Below are 21,900 nucleotides of genomic sequence, written 5' to 3' on the forward strand. Positions count from 1 at the left end.
TTTCCTGTCCCGTTCTGTGGTGCGTCGGCGAGCAGGATCCGAAGTTCCGGGCCCTGGCAGAGCGGGCGGTCCCACTGCTGCCGCAGGGGAATTGTGGGTCGCGCCGGGGCTGGGCACCGGGTGCCGTGGGATGCGCTGGAGGCATTCCGAACGAAGCTGGGGGAATTTCTTGAGCGGGTGGCGGGCTGAGCCAAGACTCCCGCCGCCATGTGGACCAGCGTTCGGGAATTTGAGGACATTCGTTACGAGACGACGGATGAGGGGCAAATCGCCAAGATCACGATCAACCGCCCGGAGGTCCGCAATGCCTTCCGCCCGCAGACGGTCAATGAGTTGCTGATTGCCTTTGAGCTGGCGCACGAGGACCCGGATGTGGGAGTGATCATCCTGACCGGTGAAGGTCCGGACGCATTTTGCTCGGGGGGCGACCAGAAGGTCCGCGGCCACGCCGGCTACATCGGCAAGGACGGCATTCCGCGCCTGAATGTCTTGGATTTGCAGAAGAAGATCCGCGGCTTGCCCAAGCCGGTGGTGGCGATGGTGGCAGGCTATGCGATCGGTGGCGGCCATGTGCTCCACGTGGTCTGTGACCTGACGATCGCGGCGGATAACGCTCGCTTCGGGCAGACCGGCCCGAAGGTGGGATCTTTCGATGGCGGTCTGGGCTCCAGCTATCTTGCCCGTATCGTCGGTCAGAAGAAGGCCCGCGAGATCTGGTATCTCTGCCGCCAATATGATGCGCAACAGGCACTAGATATGGGGTTGGTGAATACCGTGGTGCCCCTCGCCGAACTGGAGACGGAGACGCTGAAGTGGTGCCGTGAAATGCTGGCGCATTCGCCCTTGGCGCTGCGCTGCCTAAAGTCGGCTTTGAACGCGGATTGCGACGGTCAAATGGGCCTGCTGGATCTCGCTGGAAACGCCACTCTGCTCTATTATATGAGCGAGGAAGCGAAGGAAGGTAAGCAGGCCTTCGTGGAAAAACGGGCTCCCGACTTCCGGAAGTTCCCGCGGGTTCCGTAAGTTCGCAGCGGGCTTTTCCCCTAGGCCACCGCCCGCGTGGTGGCGGCAGCACCGTACCCGGTTCGGGTGGCTCCTATCAGGTCAAATGCTTCTATTGGTAGGGTTCCACGGGGTTCCCATCTTGATAATGCTTAACTACAAGAGGCTTGCATACCCTTATGGATCTGCTAGAAGACGCACGGTCGTAAAAGGCCACAACAGCCCATGAGATACCAAAGTCGCCTCCTACAATCGTCCGTTCGTACCATCCTGGCGCTAGCGGCAATTACTCCCCTTGCTTTCGCAGGCAAGACCCCTCCTCCGGAGCCGGAACCACAGCCGGACTTCGAGTCGGCCTTCGCCCTCAATGCAGGGGTTGGCAATGCCGCCTTGAGTACCGCCAGAGAGAGCACCCGTGATGTGGGTGACCGCTTGTTCCGCCTGCGCGCGGGACTTCGCCCGGCGGAACATACCGTCTCAGAAGAGGTCGCCCCTGCTGCTGGGTCCAAGGGTGGCATGACGACGACTCGAAGCGTCAGTCACATGAACTGCTGGGAAGTCTATGGCTCCCTGTTCTACTACACGGAAAGCCAGGACAGCCAGACCCAGATCTTGCGCACCGGCGTGGTCGGTGGACCAGCGGCGGTCTCGCTGTTCCAGCCGGACACCGACATCGATATTTTCGGCGGAACCGTCGGGATCGAACGCTACATCAACGAGAACTGGAGCGCGGGCTTTGCCCTGACGGCCTCCAATACCGATGTGGACGTAAGCTTCGCTGGTAGCAGCGATCTCGATTCGATCTCCGTCACTCCCTACCTGTCCTACTACAAGTCGGACGTCTTTGGTGCGACGGACTTCTGGGCGGACGTGATGTACTCGCACGGCTTCCACGAGTTTGACACCCAGCGCTTCACCGGTACCGGTCTTGCGGCTGGTTCGCCGAATGCGGATACCGACCAGATTGAATTCACCACCGGTTTGAATTTCCAATCCGGCAGCGTGACCCACGGTCCATACGCCGGTGTGCGCTGGATCGACGGCTCGATCGATAGCTACACGGAAATCGGTGCCGGCGGCGCCTCGATTCCGGAGCAAGACGTCGAATCGCTGGCCAGCATTCTGGGCTACCAGCTGTCATTCCCGATTGCCACCAGTGCCGGAACTCTGGTGCCGCAGGTGCGTGGTGCTTGGGAACATGAGTTCGAGGACGACGGCAACGAGTTCCTCGGCATCTCCCTGGGCGAACGCGATGAAGACGTTGGCGTCTTCGGAGCTGGAATCGGCTACTACTTCAACAACGGCTGGAACACGGTGCTCGACTACGAGGCACGTGTCAGCAGCCACGTGGAAGGTCACTACGTTTCGCTGAAGGTCGGCAAGGAGTTCTGATCTCCGGAAGACCAACTGACGGTTTGTTTCGTTTGCGCGCCCGCCCCGGTGATTGCCGGGGCGGGCATTTCTTTGGCGAGAGGAGGCCGGATCTGAAATTTCAAATTTGAAATTTCAAATTCATGGGGCGGGGAAGTTCCTGCGGACGATTTGCTCTTGGCAGGGGGAGGGGCGGCGGGCTTGTTCCGGGGCGTGATCAAGCCCCTGCTGATGGCCACCCGGCCGAAGACCCTGCCCGCTGCGATTGTGCCGGTCTGGGCGGGATGTGTGCTGGCGTGGAAATTGACCGGCCGCTTCGACCTGATGCTGGCGCTGTGCACCTTGGGAGGGGCGGTCTTCATCCAGATCGCGACGAACCTCTTCAATGACGCGATCGACGCGGCAAAGGGGGCGGATACGGAGCGGCGGGTCGGTCCGCAGCGGGTGACGGCAAGCGGGCTGCTATCGCGGCAGGTGGTGATGGCGGGGGGCGCGGTATTCCTGCTGCTGGCGGTCGCCTGCGGGGTGGTGTTGATCCGGTCGGCCGGCTGGCCGATTCTGGCAATCGGGGTGCCATCGATGTATCTGGCCTACGGCTACACCGGCGGGCCTTTCCCGCTGGCGTACCGGGGAATGGGGGAGATTTTCGTGGTGGCCTTCTTCGGGCTGGTGGCGGTGGCCGGCACGGTCTTCGTGCAAATCCACGAATGGCGCTGGGAGGCGCTGCTGCTCGGCGCGCAGATCGGTCTGCTCTCGGCGGTGCTGATTTCGATCAACAACCTGCGCGACCGCGAGGAAGACTCGACCACCGGCAAGCGCACGCTGGCGGTGCGGCTGGGGCCGAAGCCGGCGCGGGGGATCATCTGGCTTGAGATCAAGCTGACGATCTTCCTTGGGCTCGGCTGGTTCGCGCTGGGCCAGCCGTGGCTGGTGATGGCGGTGCTGCCGCTGCTGACGCTAGGGCTGCGGATCATCTGGGATGTCTTCACGATGGAGGAAGGGCCGGGGATGAACAAGCTGCTGGCCTTGTCGGCCTTGCAACTGGTGGCTTTCGCGGGCTTGTTCCACGTGCTGGCCGTAAAGTTTTGATTTGTTTTCCATGGGCATCACCGATCTCACCACTGCCTCCGGCACGATCATCTGGTACTGGCACTACCGCCTGAAGAGCCGGCGGAGCCTGAACCTGAACGCGCGTTCGTCCCGAAGGGAATTCGAGGGCGTGCTGCTGAAGGATTCGGAAGGCGGGCACGCCTGCATTCACCCGTGGCCGGAATTGGGGGATCCCAGCTTGCAGAAGTGCCTGGAGGATTTGGCCGGACCGCGGCGCTGGCCGATCGTGCGGCGGGCGCTGCGTTGCCTGGAGATGGATGGCGCGGCGCGGTCCGTGGAGGATCCGTTGTTCGAGGACCTGGAGGTGCCCCTGAGTCATGCGACGCTGGTTTCAGCCAATGCAGAAGAGGCGATGCGGGCGGTGGAGGCGGGCTTCACGGTGGCCAAGCTCAAGGGCGGGGCTTATCTCGAAAAGGAAGGGGATTTCCTCGTTCAGATGGCGAAGGCTCATCCCGGTCTGCGCTGGCGGATCGATTTTAACGAGAGCGGCGAGGCCAAGGAGATCGCCGAGTGGTTCATGCGCTTGCCGGTGGAGGTAAGGAGCCGGATCGATTTCCTGGAAGATCCCTGCGAATATGCGGAGAGCACCTGGCGCAAGCTGTATGGCGATACCCGGGTGCCGCTGGCGGTGGACCGCGAGGCGGCCCCGCAGGCGACGGCGGCGCAAGTGGTGGTGGTGAAGCCGGCGATCGACGAGCCGTGGCTGCTGGCGGAGGCGGCGCAGGCCAAGGGGCAGGGTGTGGTGGTCACGAGCTACATGGATCATCCGCTGGGACAGGCTTTTGCGGCCTGGGAGGCGGGGCGGCTGGCCCTGCAGTTCCCGGGTGGGCTGGTGGGCACCTGCGGCTTGCAGACGCACCATCTCTTCGAGCCGGATGCCTTCACGGAAGCGCTGGGTCCATGGACGCCGGGCTTCAATCCACCGCCGGGCAAAGGTTTGGGATTCGATGTTCTGTTGGATAAACTGCCATGGAAGCGGCTGCCCTGATTGATCCGGGATTCTGGAAGCAGGAGACGCCGGTGCTGATGGGGCACGAAGGCCATGCTCCCGTGGGGATTCCGGGCTTGGTGTATTTCCGAAGTTCCGGCAGCACGGGCGAGCCGAAGTGGATCGGGCTGAGCCGCGAGGCGCTGCTAGCTTCTGCCGCGGCGGTGAACGCACATTTGCAGGTGGACCGCGATAGCTGCTGGGTGCTGGCGCTGCCACTGCATCATGTGGGTGGCTTCGGAGTGGTAGCGCGGGTTTTCCAAGCGGGCTGCCGGATGGCGAAATTTGAGGACAAGTGGAATGCTGCTGCCTTCGCTGCTTGGCTTGAGGAGATAGGCGGTACGCATCTCTCGCTGGTGCCGACGCAAGTGCATGATTTGGTGGCCGCTGGCCTGCGCGCGCCGGCGAGCCTGAAGGCGATCGTGGTGGGCGGTGGTATCTTGGGCGAGACCACGGGTCGCGCAGCGCGTGAGCTGGGCTGGCCGGTGCTGGCAAGCTACGGGATGACCGAAGCCGGATCACAGATCGCAACCCAGGGGCTGGAATTACTAGATCGACCGTATGTCACGGGCCCGATCGGGATTCTGACAAACTGGGAAGTGAACACCGATGAGGATGGTAGGATACTGCTGCGCGGTGATGCACTCTTCAGCGGGATGCTCAAATCAAGCGAGGGCGAGTGGAAGTACGAGGAACGTAGTGGCGAGTGGTTCGCGAGTTCCGATCTAGGCAAAGTAGAGAACGGGCAACTGCAAGTGCTCGGCCGGGCCGATACACTGGTGAAGATCCTCGGTGAGCTCGTGGATCCGGTGGCTGTAGAGGCTGAACTTCTGGCACTTGCGGGCGCGGCGCCGGGCAGTGCGGTAGTGGTGGCAGTGGCCGATCCTCGTGCGGGCAACAAGCTTGTGCTAGTTCACGAAACTGTCACTCCGGAGAGACCCTGGGCAGAGTTGCTTGAGCGTTATCACGCGAGTCGCCCCGGCTATCGCAGGATTCAATCGCTGATTGAGGTTCGCGAAATTCCGAAGAGCCCATTGGGCAAGCCGCGCCGCGCGGAGCTGTCACGATTTGCTGCGAAGAGGGCGATTTGAGATTGCCATTCCAGCGCAGTCGGTAATAGTTCAGGAGTCTTGATTAAAAGACTTTACCATTTTCTGCCGCCGCGTGGCGGTTTAACGGAGCCCGGTGGCGGACCGGTTCTTCGTTCCTCGTGATCCGCCGGTAACTTAGCCCTACCACCCCTGCTCATGATCCACCGTGCCGAGGACTCCCAAGCCCGACTTTTCGAAATCCAACAAGGTGGCGGAAGCGGACGAAGGAGTAGCAGAGCGGGGAAAAAAGCGCACCCGACCGACTTCGGGTTGCGTGCCCCGAACCAAGCCGTGAAGAACTTCGTGCTGGATACCAATGTGCTGCTGCACGATCCGGCCTGTCTCACCCGCTTCACGGACAATCACATCTGCCTCCCCGTGGATGTGCTGTCGGAGCTCGATCGCTTCAAGACGGAGCAATCCGAGCGTGGTGCCAATGCCCGCAAGATCCACCGCACGCTCACGGAAATGTTTTCTTGTGCGCGCAAGGTGACCAGTGGTGTGCCGACCGACGGCGGCGGCAGTATCCGGCTGGTAGTCTATGATCCATCGCTGTGCGCGAAGAATTCCGATATGCTCACACGCTTCCACCGGATCTTTCCGGACAAGGAGCGAGTCGACCACCGGATCCTTGCCTGCACGCTGCTGCTGATGACCCACAACCAGGCACCGGTGGTGCTGGTGACGAAGGATCTCAACATGCAGCTCAAAGCCCGCGCGGTGGGCATCGATTGTCAGGACTATCTCAACGACAAGGTCGATCCCAAGGAAGCGTCGGCCTACGATGTCCGTCGTATCGAGGTGGACACCTCGGACTTGCAGCGTTTCGCGAGTTCGGGGGAGTTGGCGGTGGGCCGGGATTTTGCAGAGATTGCGATCAATGAGTACGTGCTACTGGCCTCCGGCGAGAAGCAGACGATGCCAGCGCGGATGAGTGCGAACGGCAGCCTGGTGCGCCTGCAGATTCCAGAGGCGTTGAAAATCCAGGACGGCACAGCGCTGAAGCCGATGAACCTGGGCCAACGCTGCCTAATCGATGCACTGCTCAATCCGGATATTTCGCTGGTGACTTGCTTCGGCCAAGCTGGAACGGGCAAAACCCTGATCGCCGTGGCGGCGGGGCTGCACGAGATGTTCAACCGGCGCTACAATGGCCTGACCGTGAGTCGGCCGGTGGTGGCGATGGGCGACCAGCTCGGCTTCCTGCCGGGCACGCTGGACGAAAAAATGCGGCCTTGGCTGCAACCGATCCACGATGCGCTGGACCTTTTGATGCGCCCGGCGGCACCGCTGGGCCCGCGTCGTAAGCAGAGCAAGAAGGAAGACGGCCAAAGCGGTGGCGGCCCGGTGAAGAAGCCTTGGGAGCACCTGATGGAGCAGGGGATCATCGAGGTGGAAGCGCTGTGCTACATCCGCGGACGCTCGATCCCGAACCGCTTCTTCGTGTTGGACGAAGCGCAGCAGCTGACGCCGCAGGAGGCCAAGACCGTGGTGACCCGGATGTCGCGCGGCTCCAAGCTGGTCCTGGCGGGCGATCCTGCGCAGATCGACAATCCCTATGTGGACAGCCGCAGTAATGGTTTGGTTTACACCAAGAACCGGCTGAAAGGGCTGCCCTTCGTGGCGCACGTCTCGCTCAGCCGGGGCGAGCGCTCGGAGCTGGCGGACGCGGGCGCGCAGCTGATGTGAGGCCTTAATTCCAAAAGGGCGCGGGGTGAATCCCGCGCCCTGATTGACAGCCACGGAGGTCCGTCGTTTACTCCTGCCGATGTTGCGTTGGTTGCGCGGTTGTTTGCTTCTGGCCCCGGTTCTGATGTCCGGTTGTGGGGCATACCAGCGGGGCAACGGCTGGCGTGACGCCTTGGTGGCGCAAACCGCGCAACTGGGCTACCGGAACTGGATCGTGGTGGCGGAAGCGTCCTTCCCTGCGCACAGCCGGCCGGGGGTCAGGCAGATCAATGCCAACGAGGAAATACCGGTGGTGGTGGACGAGGTGCTACGGACGCTGGAACAGACCGAGCACGTGACGCCGAATATCTTCGTGGCCCGCGAGATGCGGGTGGTGGAGAACGACTACGCGCCGGGAATCGATGATTTCCGCAAGCGCCTGCAGGCGTCCTTGCACGCCCGCGAGACGACCGAGCTGGAGCAGCAGTCGCTGATGACGCTGATGGAGGACGCGACCAAGAGTTTCGAGGTGCTGGTGATCCGGACGAACACGGCGCTGCCCTACAGCAGCGTCTTCATGGAGTTGCAGCCGGGGTATTGGAATTCGGATTCCGAAGGCCGCCTGCGCGACCGGATCGAGCGGCAGCGAATGGAAAAGCTGGCCCGGCCGCTCCAGTGAAGGAAGTCTGCCGCGGCGATGAACAAGACCGACGAAATCCGCTTGGAGCGCGAATCCGCCTGGATCGGGGATGCCGTGCTGGCGCTCTTCGCCCGGAGCTGGGTGCTGCGTGAGCGCGGGACGATGGACGGCGAGTGGTTCACGCGGATGACCTCGAACGGCTTCCTGAGTGCCTTCGGCGCGCCGACGGCGGTGGAAGCGAAGATCGGGCGGATCTACCGTGAGCAGGGGCTGGATGCGGCCTTCGCGTGGATGGATGCGGAATTGGTGCCGCTATTCCGGAAGCAGATGGCCAAAAGGTAGTCCGCATAGTCCTACGGGACTTATTTGAAGGCGCGGCCTTTCGTGAGGTGCCCGGCCAAGGCCAGCGCCACGAACGCGATTACCCCCGAGATCGCGGCGAGGGTCCAGACCCGCGAGTCATCGCCGGCGTGGAAGCTGCGGTAGACGGCGAGGGGTAGGGTCTCGGTGACGCCGGGGATGAGGCCAGCGACCATCATGGTGGCGCCGAATTCGCCGAGGGCCCGCGCGAAGCCTAGGACCAGGCCGGCGGCGATGCCGCGGCGGGCGAGGGGGATACTGACCTTGGTGAAGACTTGCCACGGGGTTTTGCCGAGGGTGGCAGCAGCTTCTTCCAGGTGGCGGGGGACTTCCTCGAAGGCGGTGCGGATGCAGCGCAGGAGAAGGGGGAAGGCCATGACAGCAAGGGCAATGACGACGGCCTTCCAGGTGAAGATGACCTCGATGCCGGCCTGATCCAGCCAAGGGCCGAGCGGGCCCCTGCGGCCGAAGAGACGGAGAAGGAGGAGGCCGGTCACGACCGGGGGAAGGACCAGCGGCAGCATGACGATGGTCTCGACCAGGGACTTGCCGGGCCAGTTCTTGCGCGCGAGCCACCAGCCGAGGGCGAGGCCGAAGGGCAGGGAGACCAGCACCGCGAGGGCGGACATGCCCACGGTGAAGAGAATCAGCCTGAGGTCGTCGGGTGGCATTGGCGGCCCGGGAGTATGGGGTGCTCCGGGGTGGGGCGGTCAATGGGTTCTTGAGCTACGATGGGTGTCGTAGGAGGAAGGCAAGGGCCGCAGCCGTTCCGCTACCTCACTTTGCCGCGGGCACTTCTGCGATGCCGAAGCCGCGGGCCTTGAAGATCTCGGTGGCCTTGGCGGACTGGAGGAAGGCGACGAATTTCTTCGCATCTTCCGCGTGCTTGCTGGCGGTGCAGATGGCGACGGGATAGACAATAGCGGGCACGTCTGTGGCTGGGACGGTCCATGCGACCTTGGTCTTCTTCGAGACGGCGGCGTCGGTCTTGTAAACGATGGCGGCATCGACATTGCCGGCTTCCACCGCGGCGAGGGCGGCGCGGACATTTTCGCTCGGCACGGTCTTCGGCTGAATCTTCTCCCAGAGGCCGGCCTTGGTCAGCCAAGCCTTGGCATAGACTCCGGCGGGCACGGCGGCCGGATCCCCGATGGCGATGCGCTTGAGGCCATCGAGATCCGCCGCCGAGCCGACTTTGGTGGGGGAATCGTTCGGCACCACCACGACCAACGAATTCGTCAGTAGCGGCGCGGAGTCTTTCACCAGGCTGGCCTTCTCCACTTTGGTCATGTTCGCCTCGTCGGCGGAGATGAAGACATCGATCGGCGCGCCTTCCTCGATCTGGCGGGCCAGCACATTGGAGGCAGCGAAGACCGGGGTGGCCTTGTTGCCCCCGGCCTCCTTGCCATAGGCATTCGCGATCTCGGTGACCGCTTCGGTTAGGCTGGCAGCGGCGGCCACGCGGATTTCATCGGCATGCGCGATCAGGCCGGTGGCGAGGAGGGCGAGGGCGCGGAGGATGGTATTCTTCATGGCGTCGGTGCGGTGGCGCGGGTCAGGATGATCTGTTTGACTTGGCGGATCCAGCGGGAGTGCCGGAGGTCATCGGCGGCTACCACCATGCGCGGGCCTTCGAAATCATCCAGCGCTTTTCCATCCACCTGGTCGGCCAGGATGATGTTCTGCTGGCGGAAGGCAGGATCGAGCTCCGCCAGCGAGTAGGCGACCTGGTAGTTGTCGGAGGCGGTGAGCAGCACCACGCGGTTCATCTCCTGGCCACGCAGGGTCTCGCCCTGTGGAGCTCCGAGCCACTTGAGGATCTCAGCCATGGCCACGCCGGAGAACTTCTTCTCAATGCCGTCGCGGGCCTTGCCGCTGACCTCCGTGCGCGGGAATTTGGCCCAAGTCTCCTGGTCGAGGTCCTTCCATGTCGTGCCATCGTAGACACGCAGGATCGGTTCGGCGGCGAGGGGCGCGACCAGGCAAGGGATCGCGGCGAGAAAGAGGAGATGTTTAGAATTCATGGCGGAGGTCGACGAAGAGGCTGCGGCCGGGTTCCGGGTATCCCTCGTCCAATTGTTGGTTCCGTTCCAAGAGATTTGTTGCGCCGAAGCCGAGGGTGCAATCGGCGGGCAGGGTCACTTCCGCCTTGAAGTCGAGGCTGGCGTAGATGCCGACCCGTTTGCCGGTGCTGCTGATCACCCGTGAGTCGGCCCAGACGAAGGAGGGAATCAGCTTCACCTTTTCGTGCACCTGCAGTTTGGAGTAGAGGAAGATCTCGTGCTCCGGCGTGCCGGTGATGTGGATGGCCGGGTTGCTGCGGTTCTCGGTGTGGGTCCAGGCGTAGCGCAGGCCGGTTTCGATGCAGTCGGTCCACTTGTTGCCGAGGGCGACTTCGATACCGTGGTGCTCGGCTTCGCCGACGTTCTGAAGCTGGAAGAGACCCGCGCCCGCCGGGGTGAAGGCAACATTGTCGACGCGCTGGATCGCATCATCGATGCGCGAGTAGAAGGCTCCCACCTCCCACTGGAAGCGGTTGTCCCAAGCGCTGCCATCAAGGCCGAGGTCGAAGTGATCGACGGTCTCCGGTTCAAGATCCGGGTTCGGGATCGCTTGGCCGAGGCGATAGGAGTAGCGGTCTTTGATGGTGGGGAAGCGGCTCTTCTCGGCCCAGCCAAGGTGGCCTTCGAGGGTATCGCAGAATTTGTGCTTCCAGATGAGCTGGGGATTCCAGGAGTCGGCGTCGTCGCCAGTTAGAGGGAGACCGGAGTTGGTGTCCACGGCGTCGTTGATCGAGCGCCAGTCGTAGCTGATGCCGGCTTGCAAGGAGCTGCCCCACGGGAAGAAGTGCTCGGCCTCGATGCCGGTGGAGGCGGTCTCGTCCTCGAAGGTATACTTCGGAGCGCCGCGGTTCATTTCCTCGTGGTGGTCCACCTTGTAGTGGAAGGCGGCGGCGATGCGGGTGTCCTTGAGCGTGCGGTTCTCCAGCTTCACCGAGCCGCCGGCGGTCCAGTCATCATAGTAGGAGTCGAAGGAAGAGCGCTTGGTCTGGCTGGAGTAGCTCGCGTTGTCGAAGGCGCGCAGCAGGTTTTCGAAGCGGTCGTAGTGCAGGGTGGTTTCCAGCGTGGTGTCTCCGCCGAGTTGGGTGCGGGTGAGGGCGTAGTAGGTGTCCTTGTCCCACTGCGGCCATTGCCAGAAGCGCGGGACAATCTTCTTGTCGTAGCCGGTGTAGGGCGGGGTACCTTTTTCGCCGCGCTGGATCCAGAAGCCGAGCACGTATTCATCATCCGGTGCCGGGGTCCAGCCGAGGCGACCGGAGGCGCGCCAGTCGTTGTAGTAGGAATTCTCGCGGCTGCCGCCGTTCTCGGTCGGACGCGGCCGGAAATCATCGGAGAGTTCGAAGGCGGCTTGCTCGATGTAGGAGAGGTCGAATTGCCAGTACCACTTCTCCTGTTTGCCGCCGGCGCTGAGGCCTGCATCCCAGCCACCACCGGTGAAGGCACCGGTGTGGACCTCTCCTTCGATCGGTTCGGTCGGACGGCGGGTGTAGACATTGATCATACCGCCTAGGGTGTTAGGGCCCGCCAAGACCGGGCTCAGGCCCTTCGCGACCTCGATCTCACCGGCGGCGGGGATCGTGAAGCGGCCGAGGTCGGGGTAGCCGTCATAGACGACATAGACGGGAATCCCATCGATGAAGACCGGGACTTGGCGTAGGTCGAAACCGCGCACGGTGACCATGCTTTCCGAACGCGCGCCGACGCGGGTCATGCTGACGCCGGGGAGAAGAGAGAGGGCATCGGCCAAGTCGCGGCGCTCGAAGTCCTCCGCTTCAGCGCTGGTGACGTAGTTGCCGAGGCCCGGTTTCATAGCTTCGACCACAACTTCACCGAGCTCGGTGGTGTCGGCCATGGCGGCCAGCGGTGCGAGGCAGAGGAGGGGAAGTGCTTTCATCGCGGCGAAGTCCGCCATTGCCGATATGTTTTGTAAAGAATATCGGAGGCCATCAGGGTCAAGGCCGATGAATTCGCTTAATCGGTGGCGAGCATGGCGCGCATCTTCTCCAGCGAGGGGAGCGCGGCCTTCTCGGCGGCGGCGACGGCTTTTTGGTAGAGAGCCAGTAATTTGGCGCCCTCGGCAGTGAGTTCCGCGCCGCCCTTATGCTGGCCGCCGCGGTGGAGAATGACGATGGGATCGCGGAAGCCCTCGTTCAGGCTCTTCACCAGCTTCCAGGCCTTCGAGTAGGACATTTCCATGGCCCCTGCGGCTTCTTGCAGACTGCCGAGGTCGCGGATCTTCTCCATCAGCTCGGCCTTGCCCGGGCCGAAGGAAAGCTCGCCGCGGAGGTGCAGGCGGATGAGGTGTGGCTTCGGCATTCGCGTGGATCCATGCTCGCCACGGACAGGGGGATCGGGCAAGACATTCGGTGGATGGAGGACTGGCGTCAGCACCCGGTGAATCTCGGCTTTAGCGCGGAGGCGAAGGTGGAGGTGCTGCGGACGATGGTGAGGATCCGGCGTTTAGAGCAAACGGCGCTGCTTTACTACAGTGCAGGCAAGATGGGCGGCTGGCTGATCCTGAGTGTCGGGCAGGAATCCATTGCCGCTACGGCTCGTTCGCTGATTGGGCCTGCCGATCACACGATCAGCGGACCGCGAGGCATGGGCCACGCCATCGCCGCAGGAATGGAGATGAGGGCAGGCATGGCGGAGCTCTTCGGGAAGCTCGGTGGCTGCTCCAAGGGGAAGGGCGGGGCCTTTTCATTCTATGCGCCAAAACACAGGCACTGGGGCTGCCATGCCATCGCGGCCACTCATACACCTCTCGCGGCGGGCTTTGCCTTTGCGCTGAAACAGCGGGGTGAGCAGGGCTGCGCGCTGTGCTTTCTGGGCGACGGGTCGGTGAACCAAGGTGTGTATCACGAATCGTTGAACCTCGCGGGGCTCTTCGGGCTGCCGGTGGTCTATGTGATTGAGAACAACGGCTATGCAATGGGCACCTCGGTGTCGCGCTCATCGCGCTTCAAGGAATGCTTGGCGCGCCGTGCCGAAACATACGACATCGCTTGGGATAAGACGGGGGATGGGGATCTTTATGAGCTGCGGGCCAGGTTAGGAGTGGCGATGGAGCGGGCCAAGAAGGAGTGCCGGCCGACGGTGATCGAGATTCCGACCTATCGCTATTACGGCTTCAGCGTGGCGGACGCGAATCATAAAAAGTACCGGTCACCGGAAGAGGTCGAATGGATGAAGGCGAACCGCGATCCGCTTCGAAGGTGGAAGGAGACCTTGATGGAGGAGGGCCTTATCGATGAGGCCACATTTGCCGAGATGAACGAGGCAGCGAAGGCGGAGGCCAAGGCCGCGGTGGGCTATGCCGAGAATAGCCCTCCGCCCGGTGTGAACGACATTGTGCAGGATGTGTATTGGGAGTCGGATCATGGAACCGAGGCTTCCAAGATCGGGCGGCATTTCTTCGGGGAGTAAGAAGTAGTCCGCTCAGAGGACTGAGCGGACTCCCTTTGGCGGACTACTTCAGCGCCAGCCAGCCGTAGAAGAGGGTGAAGCTGAAGAAAAGCACGGTGAGCAAGTGATAGCCAGCGCGGAGCCACCACTTGGTGAGGAAGGGCTCTGCATCCATGACCCATTGGAGGCAAACGCGGACACCCCAGAAGAGGGCATTCGCGCCGCAGACCATCTTGGCCAATCGGCTGCCGGCCGCGAGATCGTTGGCGGCGCAGAGGCTGAAGAGGCCGAGGGTGAGGATCGCGGCGGCGGTGTAGATGCCGTAGATCCAGTACATCTGGCGGTGGAGCTTCGGCAGCACGGCGAAAGCTTCCTTCCAGTTCAATTGCTGAGGCACCAAAGCGGAGGCGACGAGGATTGAGACTTGGAGCGCGCCTGCGGCTTGGATCGCCAGCGGTAGGGGAATGTCAAAAGGCAAGTTCATGGAGGAAGTCGCAGAAAGGATTGATGATCCGTAGCACGAAGGGCGGCGGGAAGAGCAGGGCGACGGTGAGAAGGAGTAGCCCCTGGGTGAAGAGCAGGCCGCGCAAGCCCTTGCCGAGGCCGAGTCGCTTGCCGGTCTTGGAGCGTTCGAAGAGCGCAGCGCAGCCTTGTAGGATAAAGAAGACCATCGGGCCGCCATAGCCGCCACCAGCGGGCACGGTGATCGCGAGTTCGTGGATCACGCCGCTGAAGAGGAAGCCTGTCATCAGCGCGGCGGTGCGTCCGTGGCGCTTGAGCACGGGCAGGAAGACCATGCGGTGCGTCAGGTCACGGAAGGCGACGTTCCAGCGCTTGCCCCAGAAGTCGGAGACCGAGGAAGCGAGCATCGGGCGGTCCATCAGTGGCACGGCTTGGATGCCGCGGCTGCGCCAGAAACAGCTCAATAGGTGGAAGCTGCCAAAGTGGAGAGCGAAGACCACGCCGACCATCGCCATCCAGCCGGCGAACAGCGCTTGGTCAAAGAGACGTGATCCGAAGATAAGGGAGATCCCCACAAGCGTCTTCAATGCGGCAGCAATCCATTCGGAGGCAGTGGGCAGCTTGCTTGCAGGCTGGGTGAGGAAGCCCCTCGCATCCATGCCCGGCCACAGGAAGAGATAGGCCAGCTTGCGCGGGAGCGATGCGCCACTCGCTTTAATGCCTCGAAAGCTCAGTGCCTTCAGCACGATGAACATGCTAACCGCGATGGCCCACATGAAGACCCAGCGGGGGATCTCTCCGGGCAACCACGGCACTGTTTCCACGACGCGGGCAATCTAACATCGGAAGGCCCGCTGACCAAGTCGATACGCCGCCTTCACTGATTCTTCATCTCTTCTTTCAAGATCTGGAGGAACTTCGCCAGAGCGGGATTGGTGTCACCCTTGCGCCAGCCGGCGCCGACCGACCATGCCGCATCCTTGTCCCGCAGGGCGTGCACTTTCATGCCGGGGAAGCGGCTGATGCCCACAGACTCCGGGATGATCGCGAGCCCGAGTCCCGCCTGCACCAGCGCGAGTGCGGTGGTGAATTCGGGCACCTGCTGGACGACGCGCGGGTGGAAGCCGTGCTTCGCGCAGAGGCGCAGCATGTGGCTGAAGAAGCCGGGTGCGCGCTCCTCCGAGATGCTGACGAAGGCCTTGTCGCGGCAATCCGCCAGGCTGACGCTGGCAGGCAGCGGCAGGGCGGGGGAGGAGACGAGAGCGAGGCGATCCTTGATCACCGGCACGATGCGGAATTCCTCTGGCGCGGGTAGGCGCAGGAAGCCGAGATCGAGCTTCTCCTCGCGCAAGGCCTCCACCTGCTCCGCGGTGGACATATCGCGCAGGTCGAAGCCGATGCCGGGTGCGGTTTCGCGCAGGCGCACGATCAGGCGCGGCACCAGCTCCAGGGTGTGGAAGCCAAAGCCGATCGAGAGATGCCCGCTCTCGCCGCGGGCCACGCTCTGGGCGCGGTCGAGCAGGCGCTCGAAGCCCGCGACGGTGCTGCGCGCTTCCTTCAGGAACTGCTTCCCGAAGCCGCTGAGCGTGGTGCCGTGGCGGCCGCGCTCGAAGAGCGGGCTGCCGAGTTCCTCCTCCAGGCGATGAATTTGCTTGGTCAGCGCTGGCTGGCTGAGGTGCAGCAGCGCGGCGGCGCGGCCGAAGTGCAATTGCTCGGCCAGCAGCACGAAGGATTTCAGCTCGCGAATCTCCATAGCCAGAGGTTATCACGGTCATGAAAACATGCCATTGGAAGAATCGCCGGAAATCGGGGAAGATCGCGGCATGAATTCGGAAGCGACCTATGGAGCGGCCCCTCTGGCCAGCCCGCAGGAGCAGGTTCGCAGCAGGATCGCCGCCTCGCTGCTGTTTTTGCTGAACGGTATCGGTTTCGGCACCTGGGCGGCCCTGATCCCCTCGATCAAGCACAAGTTCGAGCTGACGGAATCCTCGCTGGGTCTGGTGCTGCTGACTCTGGCGATCGGCGCGATGCTTTCCATGTCGCTGATCGGGCGTGTGTTGGCCCGCTACGGCAGCCGCACGGTTCTGCGTTTCCTGGCCCCGGCTTATTGCGTTGCCCTGGCCTTCATCCCGCTCTCGCCGAGCCTGGGGCTGCTATTTGCGATCGGGCTGATCTTCGGTGCCTTCAAGGGTTCCCTGGACGTGTCCTGCAATTCACAGGCGATCACGATCCAGAGCCGCCGCAGCACCCCGATCATGTCGAACCTGCAGGCGTTGTGGAGCCTCGGCGGCTTGGTAGCGGCGAGCACGGTGGGCATCGCCCTGAAGCAGGGTGCCGAGCCGGTGACGATCACTCTCCCCGTGTCGGTGGTGCTGCTTGCGACTGCCCTCTATTGCACGCGGCGCTTGGCCGGTGGCGATGCTTCTACGAGCAAGCCGAGCGGCGGCTTCAAGCTGCCTGACCAGCGCTTGCTGAAGATCGGCGTGCTGGCCTTCCTCGTTCTCTTTGCCGAAGGCGTGATGATGGACTGGAGCGCAGTCTATGCGCGCAGCGTGTCGGGTGCCGCGGATTGGCTCGCGCCCTTCGCCTTCGGGACCTTTTCTCTGTCGATGGCCACCGGTCGTCTACTCGGCGACTGGGCCGTGGCCCGCCATGGTGGCCTGAATGTGTTGCGAGTCAGCGGCGTGCTCTTGTTAGTCGGCTTGCTGCTGGTGGTTTCCGTGAAGGTCTGGCCGGTCACTTTCATCGGCCTCGGCTTTGCGGGCCTCGGCCTCGCAAACCTAGTGCCGGTGCTGCTGAGTGCTGCTGGCCGTGCCCACCGCGAGAGCGTGGCGCAGGGTGTGGCGACGGCCTCGGTGATCGGTTACTTCGGCTTCCTGGTCGGCCCGCCAGCGATCGGCGGCCTGAGCCACTGGGTTGGGCTGCCGGGTTCCTTCGTGCTGGTGCTAGTCTTTGCGCTTCTGCTGGTTCTGCCGGGGCCCTCGATCCTGCGCTCGGCCTCGCGCGAGGCCTAAGAAATCGCCACCATCGGTGGAACGAATGGGGGAGATCGGAAGATGCGATTGGCCGAATCGGGGTTCCTGGGGAATGATGGCGGCGAGTCCTTCCTCAAGCCGCCATGGAACTTTACCAGCTCCGCACCTTTCTCGCCGTCGCCGAAGAGCAAAACCTGACCCGCGCCGCGGAGAAGCTCTTCACCAGCCAGCCGGCCGTCAGCGCCCAGATCAAGGCGCTCGAGGAAGAAGTGGGCGTGCGCCTCTTCGACCGCGGCACCAAGGGCATGAAGCTGACCCGCGCCGGCGAAGTCCTGCGCGAGCAAGCCCGCCGGATTGTCGATGCCGCGCGCGATTTCAAGCACAGCGCGGAGAGCCTGCGTGGCTCGGTCTCCGGTGAGCTGGTCTTCGGTGTGAACAATCGTCCTGAAGTCCTGCGCCTAGTCGAGATCCTGCGCTCGATTACCGATGAGCATTCAGATCTGTGCTTCGAGCTGGTGAATGGCAGTAGCGGTGTGGTTCTTCAGGGGATTGAAGACGGCACCATCTCGATCGGCTTCTTCGAGGGTTCCTGCGAGTCTTCCAAGATCGCCTACCACGAGCTCGACCAGATCGAGTTGTGCATTGCCGCGCCGATTGCGTGGGCGGCAGAGCTTGCCAAACCGGACTGGAGACTCCTGGAGAACAAGCCGTGGATCTTCACGTCACCGGCCTGCTCTTACAGCCGCTTCATCCAGCGGATCGGCCAAGAGCAAGGGCTGAATCTCACGCGCCGATTCCAAGTGAACGAGGACCTCACGGTGCTCAACCTGGTGGCGGAGGGCCTCGGCCTTACTATCACCGCGGTCGATCAGATCAAGGTGAATGGCTTCGAGGACCGGGTGGTGATGCTACCGCATTTCCGAGCCTCCGTGCCGCTCAGCATCGGCTACCTCGCCGCCAATGAGGGTGATCCCTCCGTTGCCGCTGTGCGCGATCATGTCCTGAAAGTCTGGCAGAAGCCGGCCCATCTTTCCCTGCCTTCCGAAGTAGTCCCATTCCGCAGCAGCCCCGCGGTCCAACGCAAGCCCCGCTCACGCTCATGAACATCGTTATTCCAGCCATGAATCTGCCCGAAAGATTGCGCCGTCGCGGCATGGCCCGGGCGCGGATCGGCTATGGCCAGATCTTCTCGCGGCAGTTGGAAGCATCGGAAGTCCTCAATCTGCGTCTGGTGTCCGGCCACCTCTGGGTGACGCTGGAAGGTTCGCGCAAGGACCACCTGATGGTCGCGGGTGATGCCAAGTCCTTCGCGGGGCCAGGACGCCTGGTCGCGGAAGGAATCGAAGACGGAGCGGTGGTGGAACTCGGCGAGGATCAATAGCGCCGCGCCATCATCACCATCTTCGGGCTGAGGTAGAAGCCTTCCTTCGCATAGAAGTCCTGCGCGGGAGTATCGCGGGCGGTGAGCGTGTAGATGCGATTCACCCCGGCGGTTTGGAGGCGGGTGTGAAGCTCCGTGATCAAGCTGCTGCCGATGCCTTGGCGCTGGCGGTCATTCGCGACGCAGAACTCGAGCAGGAAGAAGTGGCGCTCTTCCTGATAGCGCTGCCAATAGCCGAAGGCCATCGCAACGATCTCCGCGCCATCCTCTGCGATCAGTCCGAGGAAGCCCGGCGTGCGCGCGCAATCGGCGAGGCGTTGCAGGGCGCTGTCATCGGTCCATGCTTCATTCCATGGCGGAGCATTGAAGCACTCGCGGAAGAAAGTCGCGCAGTCGGTCCAATCGGCCGGGACGGTTTCACGGATCTTCAGGGTCATGCTGATGCTGATGCGGGGTGGAGGGTCTTGGAGAGGATGACGCTGGTGTAGTTGGTGCTGCCCCATGCGACCAGCTCGACCTAACGGTAGCCGCGGCGTTCATCCCAATCGCGAAGGTACCGTGCAGGCTCGGCGGTATCCAGCGCGAGTTCGCGGGCACCGGCTTCGCGGGCTTGGTCCTCCATTCTGCTACCCTTGCTGGCGGAGAAAGCGCCCCAAGGAATCCAGGATCTTCTCCCAGCCCGCCCGCGTGCGCTCCGCGAAGTCGGCCCACTCTGGATCCAGCTCGTGGGTCAGCGTGAGTTCGCAGCCCTCCGCCGTCGGCAGGAAGACCAGGCTCACCCGGCTCTTGCTCTCATCCGACATCCCACGCACGCCCCAAGTGAAGGTCAGCCGTTCCGGTCGGGCGATCTCCAGGTATTTGCCCGCGTGATCGAACTCCTTGCCCTCGCGTTCGACCACGAAGGAGAAGCGTCCGCCGACCTTCGGCTCCAGACCCATCCGCAGAACCTTCTCCTCCCGCAGCGGCGGCCCGAACATCCACTTGCCGACCTTGGCCGGATTAAGCCACGCGTCGAAGGCTTCTTCGGAGCTTGCTGGATATTGGCGGGTGACGGAGACGGTGGGGTTCATGGATCGGCAAAGAAGCAGTATCTGATCGTGCATTCCCGCAGTCTCGTCCAACCGATTTGATCCCTTATCTCCCGACCACCTTGACGAGAGGCAGTTCGAGAAACTTCCTCGCGGCGGCGGACTCCGGAGCGGCAGGCCCTTTCACCGTCGCTAGAGCCACTTTTTGTAGCTCCGCGAGCTTTTGGTTGTAGAGCTCCGAGAGGGACTTCGGAACTGTCCCTGGCATGAGATGGATCAACTGCTTCCACACCGTCTCGCGAAACCTACCCGGGCTGCCATAGGCCTGCTCCTTGTCAGGAGTGGAGGCAAGGGCTGCCAAGCACTCATCCAGCCACGCGCCTTGCTGGCCTCTAGCGGACCATGGTTTCTCCAGAAGGGCTCGCAGCGCCTTACGACACGCCGGATCACTGTTTTGGGTATCCATGAAGGTCAGCCAGCGCCCGGCAGCGTCACGAATGTAAATGGATCCACAATTGGCCAACAGGAGTTGCACCTTTGCTACGAGCTCCTCTTTACCGGCAGGAGTGAGCCCCTTGCTCCAGTCAAAGGGCTCTTTACCCGGAGGGATCGCAGGTAGGAGCTCAAGCAGATCGCGGCTATTTCTGATCAGAGCGCTCTCAAGCTCCGCAGCGAAGTATTTTCCCGGGAGAGGCTTGGAGCACACTTCGGTTTTGGCGTCCATGGTCGCGAGGGCGTAGCGTAGCACCCCTTCGGTATCTCCTCCGGACGAGGGGGCTAGAGTCATGAAGACCATCACATGACCTGGAGGTAGCTCCTTCGGTGTGAGTTCTTCCTCGCTTAGATTCCCGCACATCAGTCCACCCCTGATTTGCTCCCATAAGTCTTCCTTGGCATCTATTCGTACCGCCTGGTACGGGTAAGAGACTGCCCGATTGATTCCCTTGATCGGCTGCTTGGAAGCATTCACCAGATAGAGCCCTATGAATCTGTCTTGGCGGTGAGCGGTATCCGGAATGAGTGAGATCGCGTCCGGTTCGTATTTCACTTCGGTCGGGAGCCAGTCGATCGGGAAAGCCTTCTCATATCCCGAATTCGCAAGATCCACCGCTCCACCGTGAGCCAAGGACAAACGGAGCATCTCATCGGGACTCCGCTCGCCCTGGCCCCAGGTAAGACCGGCAATAGCGACAAGGACAAATAGCGCTTTCACGCTCTATTTCATCCACTTCCGCGGGAAAAATGTCGAGGACTCATCACCCTTTTGGTAGTGCTGGAATGAGTATTTTTCACTACAATCCTGTCCGGGTGGAAAATTACATGCCCCTTTCCAATTGCGGATCTCACCACCCCGCGAGTACGTCTCCCGCTTCATGCTTGCTGAATCAATCGCGGCGGTTCCGATATCCTGGTGGGTGGCCTTCAACGGCTTTGTGATGCTGATGCTGGCCCTCGATCTGGGGGTCTTCAACCGCAAGGCCCATGTGGTGAAGTTGAAGGAAGCCCTCGGCTGGACCGTGGTCTGGATCGCCCTCGCCATGGCCTTCAATGCCTGGGTCGGCTGGAAGATCGGTGCGCCCGCCGCGAAGGAGTTCCTCGCCGGCTACCTCCTTGAGAAATCCCTCTCGGTGGACAACGTCTTCGTCTTCGCGGTCATCTTCTCCTTCTTCAAGGTGCCGCGCGAGTATCAGCACAAGGTGCTCTTCTGGGGAATCTTCGGCGCGCTGGCCCTGCGTGCCGCAATGATTGCCGGCGGCGCGGCCCTGATCACCAATTTCGCGTGGATCATCTTTGTCTTCGCTGCCCTGCTGATCTTCACCGGCATCAAGATGTTCTTCCACGATGAAGACTCGGTGGACCCGGGCAAGAGCATCGCGATCAGGCTCTTGCGCAAGGTGATGCCGATCACCAAGGACTACCACGGCCAGAAATTCCTGGTCCGCGAAAATGGCAAGCTCTCGGCCACCCCTTTGCTGGCAGTTCTGCTCTGCGTGGAGGTCACGGATGTGATCTTCGCGGTGGACTCGATCCCCGCCATCTTCTCGATCACCACGGATACCTTCATCGTCTACACCTCGAACGTGTTTGCGATCCTCGGTCTGCGCTCGCTCTACTTCGCGATCGCCGGGATCCTGCCCTACTTCCATTTCCTCAAGTATGGCCTCGGCGTGATCCTGATGTTCGTCGGCGTGAAGATGTCGCTGGCCCACACCCAGTACAAGATCGATACGGATGTCTCGCTCGGCGTGATCGCCGGGGTGCTGGCGATTTCGGTGATTGCCTCGGTGATCCACCGCAAATTGCACCCGCTGCCGGAAACGCCGAAGATCGGCGATGACCCACAGCCCTGAGAAACATT

The 21,900-nt window shown here is 62.4% G+C and carries 24 protein-coding genes; 13 read left to right on the plus strand and 11 right to left on the minus strand.

Annotation, left to right across the window (positions count from 1 at the left end; all coding sequences use genetic code 11):
* The first annotated feature begins 207 nt into the window (after positions 1-207).
* The 8 genes from menB to BV071_RS23395 all read left to right on the plus strand — a co-directional run bounded on the left by menB (position 208) and on the right by BV071_RS23395 (position 8,212).
* Positions 208-1,023 carry a 1,4-dihydroxy-2-naphthoyl-CoA synthase gene (gene menB, locus BV071_RS23360; RefSeq protein WP_035612294.1) on the plus strand — a complete coding sequence of 272 codons (816 nt, stop codon included), beginning with the start codon at positions 208-210 and terminating at the stop codon, positions 1,021-1,023.
* A 204-nt stretch (positions 1,024-1,227) separates the two neighbouring features.
* The gene (locus BV071_RS23365) at positions 1,228-2,394 is read left to right on the plus strand and encodes an autotransporter outer membrane beta-barrel domain-containing protein (protein ID WP_081886188.1); all 1,167 of its coding nucleotides are present in this window, start codon (positions 1,228-1,230) and stop codon (positions 2,392-2,394) included.
* 192 nt (positions 2,395-2,586) lie between these two features.
* On the plus strand, positions 2,587-3,462 hold the full coding sequence (gene menA, locus BV071_RS23370) for a 1,4-dihydroxy-2-naphthoate octaprenyltransferase (protein ID WP_265594777.1): 876 nt from the start codon (positions 2,587-2,589) through the stop codon (positions 3,460-3,462).
* A 10-nt stretch (positions 3,463-3,472) separates the two neighbouring features.
* Positions 3,473-4,471, plus strand: a complete 999-nt coding sequence (locus tag BV071_RS23375) for a hypothetical protein (RefSeq protein WP_035612297.1) — start codon at positions 3,473-3,475, stop codon at positions 4,469-4,471.
* The gene (locus BV071_RS23380; protein ID WP_035612298.1) at positions 4,453-5,562 is read left to right on the plus strand and encodes an AMP-binding protein; all 1,110 of its coding nucleotides are present in this window, start codon (positions 4,453-4,455) and stop codon (positions 5,560-5,562) included. The genes BV071_RS23375 and BV071_RS23380 overlap by 19 nt, the downstream gene beginning before the upstream one ends.
* Positions 5,563-5,853: 291 nt before the next feature.
* Positions 5,854-7,251 carry a PhoH family protein gene (locus BV071_RS23385; protein WP_035612456.1) on the plus strand — a complete coding sequence of 466 codons (1,398 nt, stop codon included), beginning with the start codon at positions 5,854-5,856 and terminating at the stop codon, positions 7,249-7,251.
* Positions 7,252-7,330: 79 nt separating this feature from the next.
* Positions 7,331-7,909 carry an RbsD/FucU domain-containing protein gene (locus tag BV071_RS23390; protein ID WP_265594778.1) on the plus strand — a complete coding sequence of 193 codons (579 nt, stop codon included), beginning with the start codon at positions 7,331-7,333 and terminating at the stop codon, positions 7,907-7,909.
* 18 nt (positions 7,910-7,927) lie between these two features.
* Positions 7,928-8,212 (plus strand): ribonuclease III domain-containing protein, encoded by a 285-nt coding sequence (locus BV071_RS23395; RefSeq protein ID WP_035612300.1) that lies wholly within the window; start codon positions 7,928-7,930, stop codon positions 8,210-8,212.
* Positions 8,213-8,232: 20 nt separating this feature from the next.
* On the opposite strand, the gene modB is transcribed toward BV071_RS23395, so the two are convergent.
* The 5 genes from modB to BV071_RS23420 form a co-directional block, all read right to left on the minus strand.
* On the minus strand, positions 8,233-8,901 hold the full coding sequence (gene modB / locus BV071_RS23400; protein WP_035612301.1) for a molybdate ABC transporter permease subunit: 669 nt from the start codon (positions 8,899-8,901) through the stop codon (positions 8,233-8,235).
* Positions 8,902-9,007: 106 nt separating this feature from the next.
* A complete protein-coding gene (gene modA / locus BV071_RS23405; protein ID WP_035612302.1) occupies positions 9,008-9,763 on the minus strand; it encodes a molybdate ABC transporter substrate-binding protein in 756 nt (251 codons plus the stop codon).
* Positions 9,760-10,254, minus strand: coding sequence for a hypothetical protein (locus BV071_RS23410; RefSeq protein WP_052573791.1), 495 nt, complete (start codon positions 10,252-10,254; stop codon positions 9,760-9,762). Before BV071_RS23410 ends, modA begins: the two co-directional genes overlap by 4 nt.
* Positions 10,244-12,184 (minus strand): TonB-dependent receptor, encoded by a 1,941-nt coding sequence (locus tag BV071_RS23415; RefSeq protein ID WP_265594779.1) that lies wholly within the window; start codon positions 12,182-12,184, stop codon positions 10,244-10,246. Before BV071_RS23415 ends, BV071_RS23410 begins: the two co-directional genes overlap by 11 nt.
* A gap of 77 nt (positions 12,185-12,261) precedes the next feature.
* Positions 12,262-12,606, minus strand: a complete 345-nt coding sequence (locus tag BV071_RS23420; RefSeq protein WP_035612303.1) for a LysR family transcriptional regulator — start codon at positions 12,604-12,606, stop codon at positions 12,262-12,264.
* Between the two features lie 54 nt (positions 12,607-12,660).
* Here BV071_RS23420 and BV071_RS23425 point away from each other — a divergent pair, with 54 nt between their 5' ends.
* The gene (locus BV071_RS23425; protein WP_035612462.1) at positions 12,661-13,716 is read left to right on the plus strand and encodes a thiamine pyrophosphate-dependent enzyme; all 1,056 of its coding nucleotides are present in this window, start codon (positions 12,661-12,663) and stop codon (positions 13,714-13,716) included.
* A gap of 43 nt (positions 13,717-13,759) precedes the next feature.
* Here BV071_RS23425 and BV071_RS23430 read toward each other — a convergent pair whose 3' ends face one another.
* Genes BV071_RS23430 through BV071_RS23440 form a run of 3 tightly spaced genes read right to left on the minus strand, consistent with a single transcriptional unit; the run spans position 13,760 to position 15,910 of the window.
* A complete protein-coding gene (locus BV071_RS23430) occupies positions 13,760-14,179 on the minus strand; it encodes a hypothetical protein (protein ID WP_035612304.1) in 420 nt (139 codons plus the stop codon).
* On the minus strand, positions 14,163-14,981 hold the full coding sequence (locus BV071_RS23435; RefSeq protein WP_265594780.1) for a membrane bound O-acyl transferase family-domain-containing protein: 819 nt from the start codon (positions 14,979-14,981) through the stop codon (positions 14,163-14,165). The genes BV071_RS23430 and BV071_RS23435 overlap by 17 nt, the downstream gene beginning before the upstream one ends.
* 53 nt (positions 14,982-15,034) lie before the next feature.
* A complete protein-coding gene (locus BV071_RS23440) occupies positions 15,035-15,910 on the minus strand; it encodes a LysR family transcriptional regulator (protein ID WP_035612306.1) in 876 nt (291 codons plus the stop codon).
* Positions 15,911-15,980: 70 nt separating this feature from the next.
* Between BV071_RS23440 and BV071_RS23445 the strand changes: the two genes are divergently transcribed.
* From BV071_RS23445 to BV071_RS23455, 3 genes are all read left to right on the plus strand, one after another.
* A complete protein-coding gene (locus BV071_RS23445; protein WP_265594781.1) occupies positions 15,981-17,171 on the plus strand; it encodes an MFS transporter in 1,191 nt (396 codons plus the stop codon).
* Positions 17,172-17,275: 104 nt separating this feature from the next.
* On the plus strand, positions 17,276-18,235 hold the full coding sequence (locus BV071_RS33550; protein WP_052573793.1) for a LysR family transcriptional regulator: 960 nt from the start codon (positions 17,276-17,278) through the stop codon (positions 18,233-18,235).
* 17 nt (positions 18,236-18,252) lie between these two features.
* Positions 18,253-18,513, plus strand: a complete 261-nt coding sequence (locus tag BV071_RS23455; protein WP_265594782.1) for a DUF2917 domain-containing protein — start codon at positions 18,253-18,255, stop codon at positions 18,511-18,513.
* Here BV071_RS23455 and BV071_RS23460 read toward each other — a convergent pair.
* The 3 genes from BV071_RS23460 to BV071_RS23470 all read right to left on the minus strand — a co-directional run bounded on the left by BV071_RS23460 (position 18,507) and on the right by BV071_RS23470 (position 20,649).
* Positions 18,507-18,950 carry a GNAT family N-acetyltransferase gene (locus BV071_RS23460; RefSeq protein ID WP_035612310.1) on the minus strand — a complete coding sequence of 148 codons (444 nt, stop codon included), beginning with the start codon at positions 18,948-18,950 and terminating at the stop codon, positions 18,507-18,509. The genes BV071_RS23455 and BV071_RS23460 overlap by 7 nt on opposite strands.
* A gap of 189 nt (positions 18,951-19,139) precedes the next feature.
* Entirely contained in the window at positions 19,140-19,583 is a 444-nt protein-coding gene (locus BV071_RS23465) for an SRPBCC domain-containing protein (protein ID WP_035612312.1), read from the minus strand.
* Positions 19,584-19,647: 64 nt separating this feature from the next.
* A complete protein-coding gene (locus tag BV071_RS23470; protein WP_265594783.1) occupies positions 19,648-20,649 on the minus strand; it encodes a hypothetical protein in 1,002 nt (333 codons plus the stop codon).
* Positions 20,650-20,914: 265 nt separating this feature from the next.
* Here BV071_RS23470 and BV071_RS23475 point away from each other — a divergent pair, with 265 nt between their 5' ends.
* Positions 20,915-21,892 carry a TerC family protein gene (locus tag BV071_RS23475; RefSeq protein WP_052573818.1) on the plus strand — a complete coding sequence of 326 codons (978 nt, stop codon included), beginning with the start codon at positions 20,915-20,917 and terminating at the stop codon, positions 21,890-21,892.
* The last annotated feature ends 8 nt before the right edge of the window (positions 21,893-21,900 follow it).

This window comes from Haloferula sp. BvORR071 (genome assembly GCF_000739615.1).
Taxonomy (GTDB): domain Bacteria; phylum Verrucomicrobiota; class Verrucomicrobiia; order Verrucomicrobiales; family Akkermansiaceae; genus Haloferula.

What these genes read in the sequence shown, in the direction of transcription:
- menB (WP_035612294.1), top strand. Translation starts at nt 208, where the DNA reads ATGTGGACCAGCGTTCGGGAATTTGAGGACATTCGTTACGAGACGACG.
- BV071_RS23365 (WP_081886188.1), top strand. Translation starts at nt 1,228, where the DNA reads ATGAGATACCAAAGTCGCCTCCTACAATCGTCCGTTCGTACCATCCTG.
- BV071_RS23375 (WP_035612297.1), top strand. Translation starts at nt 3,473, where the DNA reads ATGGGCATCACCGATCTCACCACTGCCTCCGGCACGATCATCTGGTAC.
- BV071_RS23380 (WP_035612298.1), top strand. Translation starts at nt 4,453, where the DNA reads ATGGAAGCGGCTGCCCTGATTGATCCGGGATTCTGGAAGCAGGAGACG.
- BV071_RS23390 (WP_265594778.1), top strand. Translation starts at nt 7,331, where the DNA reads ATGTTGCGTTGGTTGCGCGGTTGTTTGCTTCTGGCCCCGGTTCTGATG.
- BV071_RS23395 (WP_035612300.1), top strand. Translation starts at nt 7,928, where the DNA reads ATGAACAAGACCGACGAAATCCGCTTGGAGCGCGAATCCGCCTGGATC.
- modB (WP_035612301.1), bottom strand. Translation starts at nt 8,901, where the DNA reads ATGCCACCCGACGACCTCAGGCTGATTCTCTTCACCGTGGGCATGTCC.
- modA (WP_035612302.1), bottom strand. Translation starts at nt 9,763, where the DNA reads ATGAAGAATACCATCCTCCGCGCCCTCGCCCTCCTCGCCACCGGCCTG.
- BV071_RS23410 (WP_052573791.1), bottom strand. Translation starts at nt 10,254, where the DNA reads ATGAATTCTAAACATCTCCTCTTTCTCGCCGCGATCCCTTGCCTGGTC.
- BV071_RS23415 (WP_265594779.1), bottom strand. Translation starts at nt 12,184, where the DNA reads ATGAAAGCACTTCCCCTCCTCTGCCTCGCACCGCTGGCCGCCATGGCC.
- BV071_RS23420 (WP_035612303.1), bottom strand. Translation starts at nt 12,606, where the DNA reads ATGCCGAAGCCACACCTCATCCGCCTGCACCTCCGCGGCGAGCTTTCC.
- BV071_RS23425 (WP_035612462.1), top strand. Translation starts at nt 12,661, where the DNA reads ATGGAGGACTGGCGTCAGCACCCGGTGAATCTCGGCTTTAGCGCGGAG.
- BV071_RS23430 (WP_035612304.1), bottom strand. Translation starts at nt 14,179, where the DNA reads ATGAACTTGCCTTTTGACATTCCCCTACCGCTGGCGATCCAAGCCGCA.
- BV071_RS23440 (WP_035612306.1), bottom strand. Translation starts at nt 15,910, where the DNA reads ATGGAGATTCGCGAGCTGAAATCCTTCGTGCTGCTGGCCGAGCAATTG.
- BV071_RS23445 (WP_265594781.1), top strand. Translation starts at nt 15,981, where the DNA reads ATGAATTCGGAAGCGACCTATGGAGCGGCCCCTCTGGCCAGCCCGCAG.
- BV071_RS33550 (WP_052573793.1), top strand. Translation starts at nt 17,276, where the DNA reads ATGGAACTTTACCAGCTCCGCACCTTTCTCGCCGTCGCCGAAGAGCAA.
- BV071_RS23455 (WP_265594782.1), top strand. Translation starts at nt 18,253, where the DNA reads ATGAATCTGCCCGAAAGATTGCGCCGTCGCGGCATGGCCCGGGCGCGG.
- BV071_RS23460 (WP_035612310.1), bottom strand. Translation starts at nt 18,950, where the DNA reads ATGACCCTGAAGATCCGTGAAACCGTCCCGGCCGATTGGACCGACTGC.
- BV071_RS23465 (WP_035612312.1), bottom strand. Translation starts at nt 19,583, where the DNA reads ATGAACCCCACCGTCTCCGTCACCCGCCAATATCCAGCAAGCTCCGAA.
- BV071_RS23475 (WP_052573818.1), top strand. Translation starts at nt 20,915, where the DNA reads ATGCTTGCTGAATCAATCGCGGCGGTTCCGATATCCTGGTGGGTGGCC.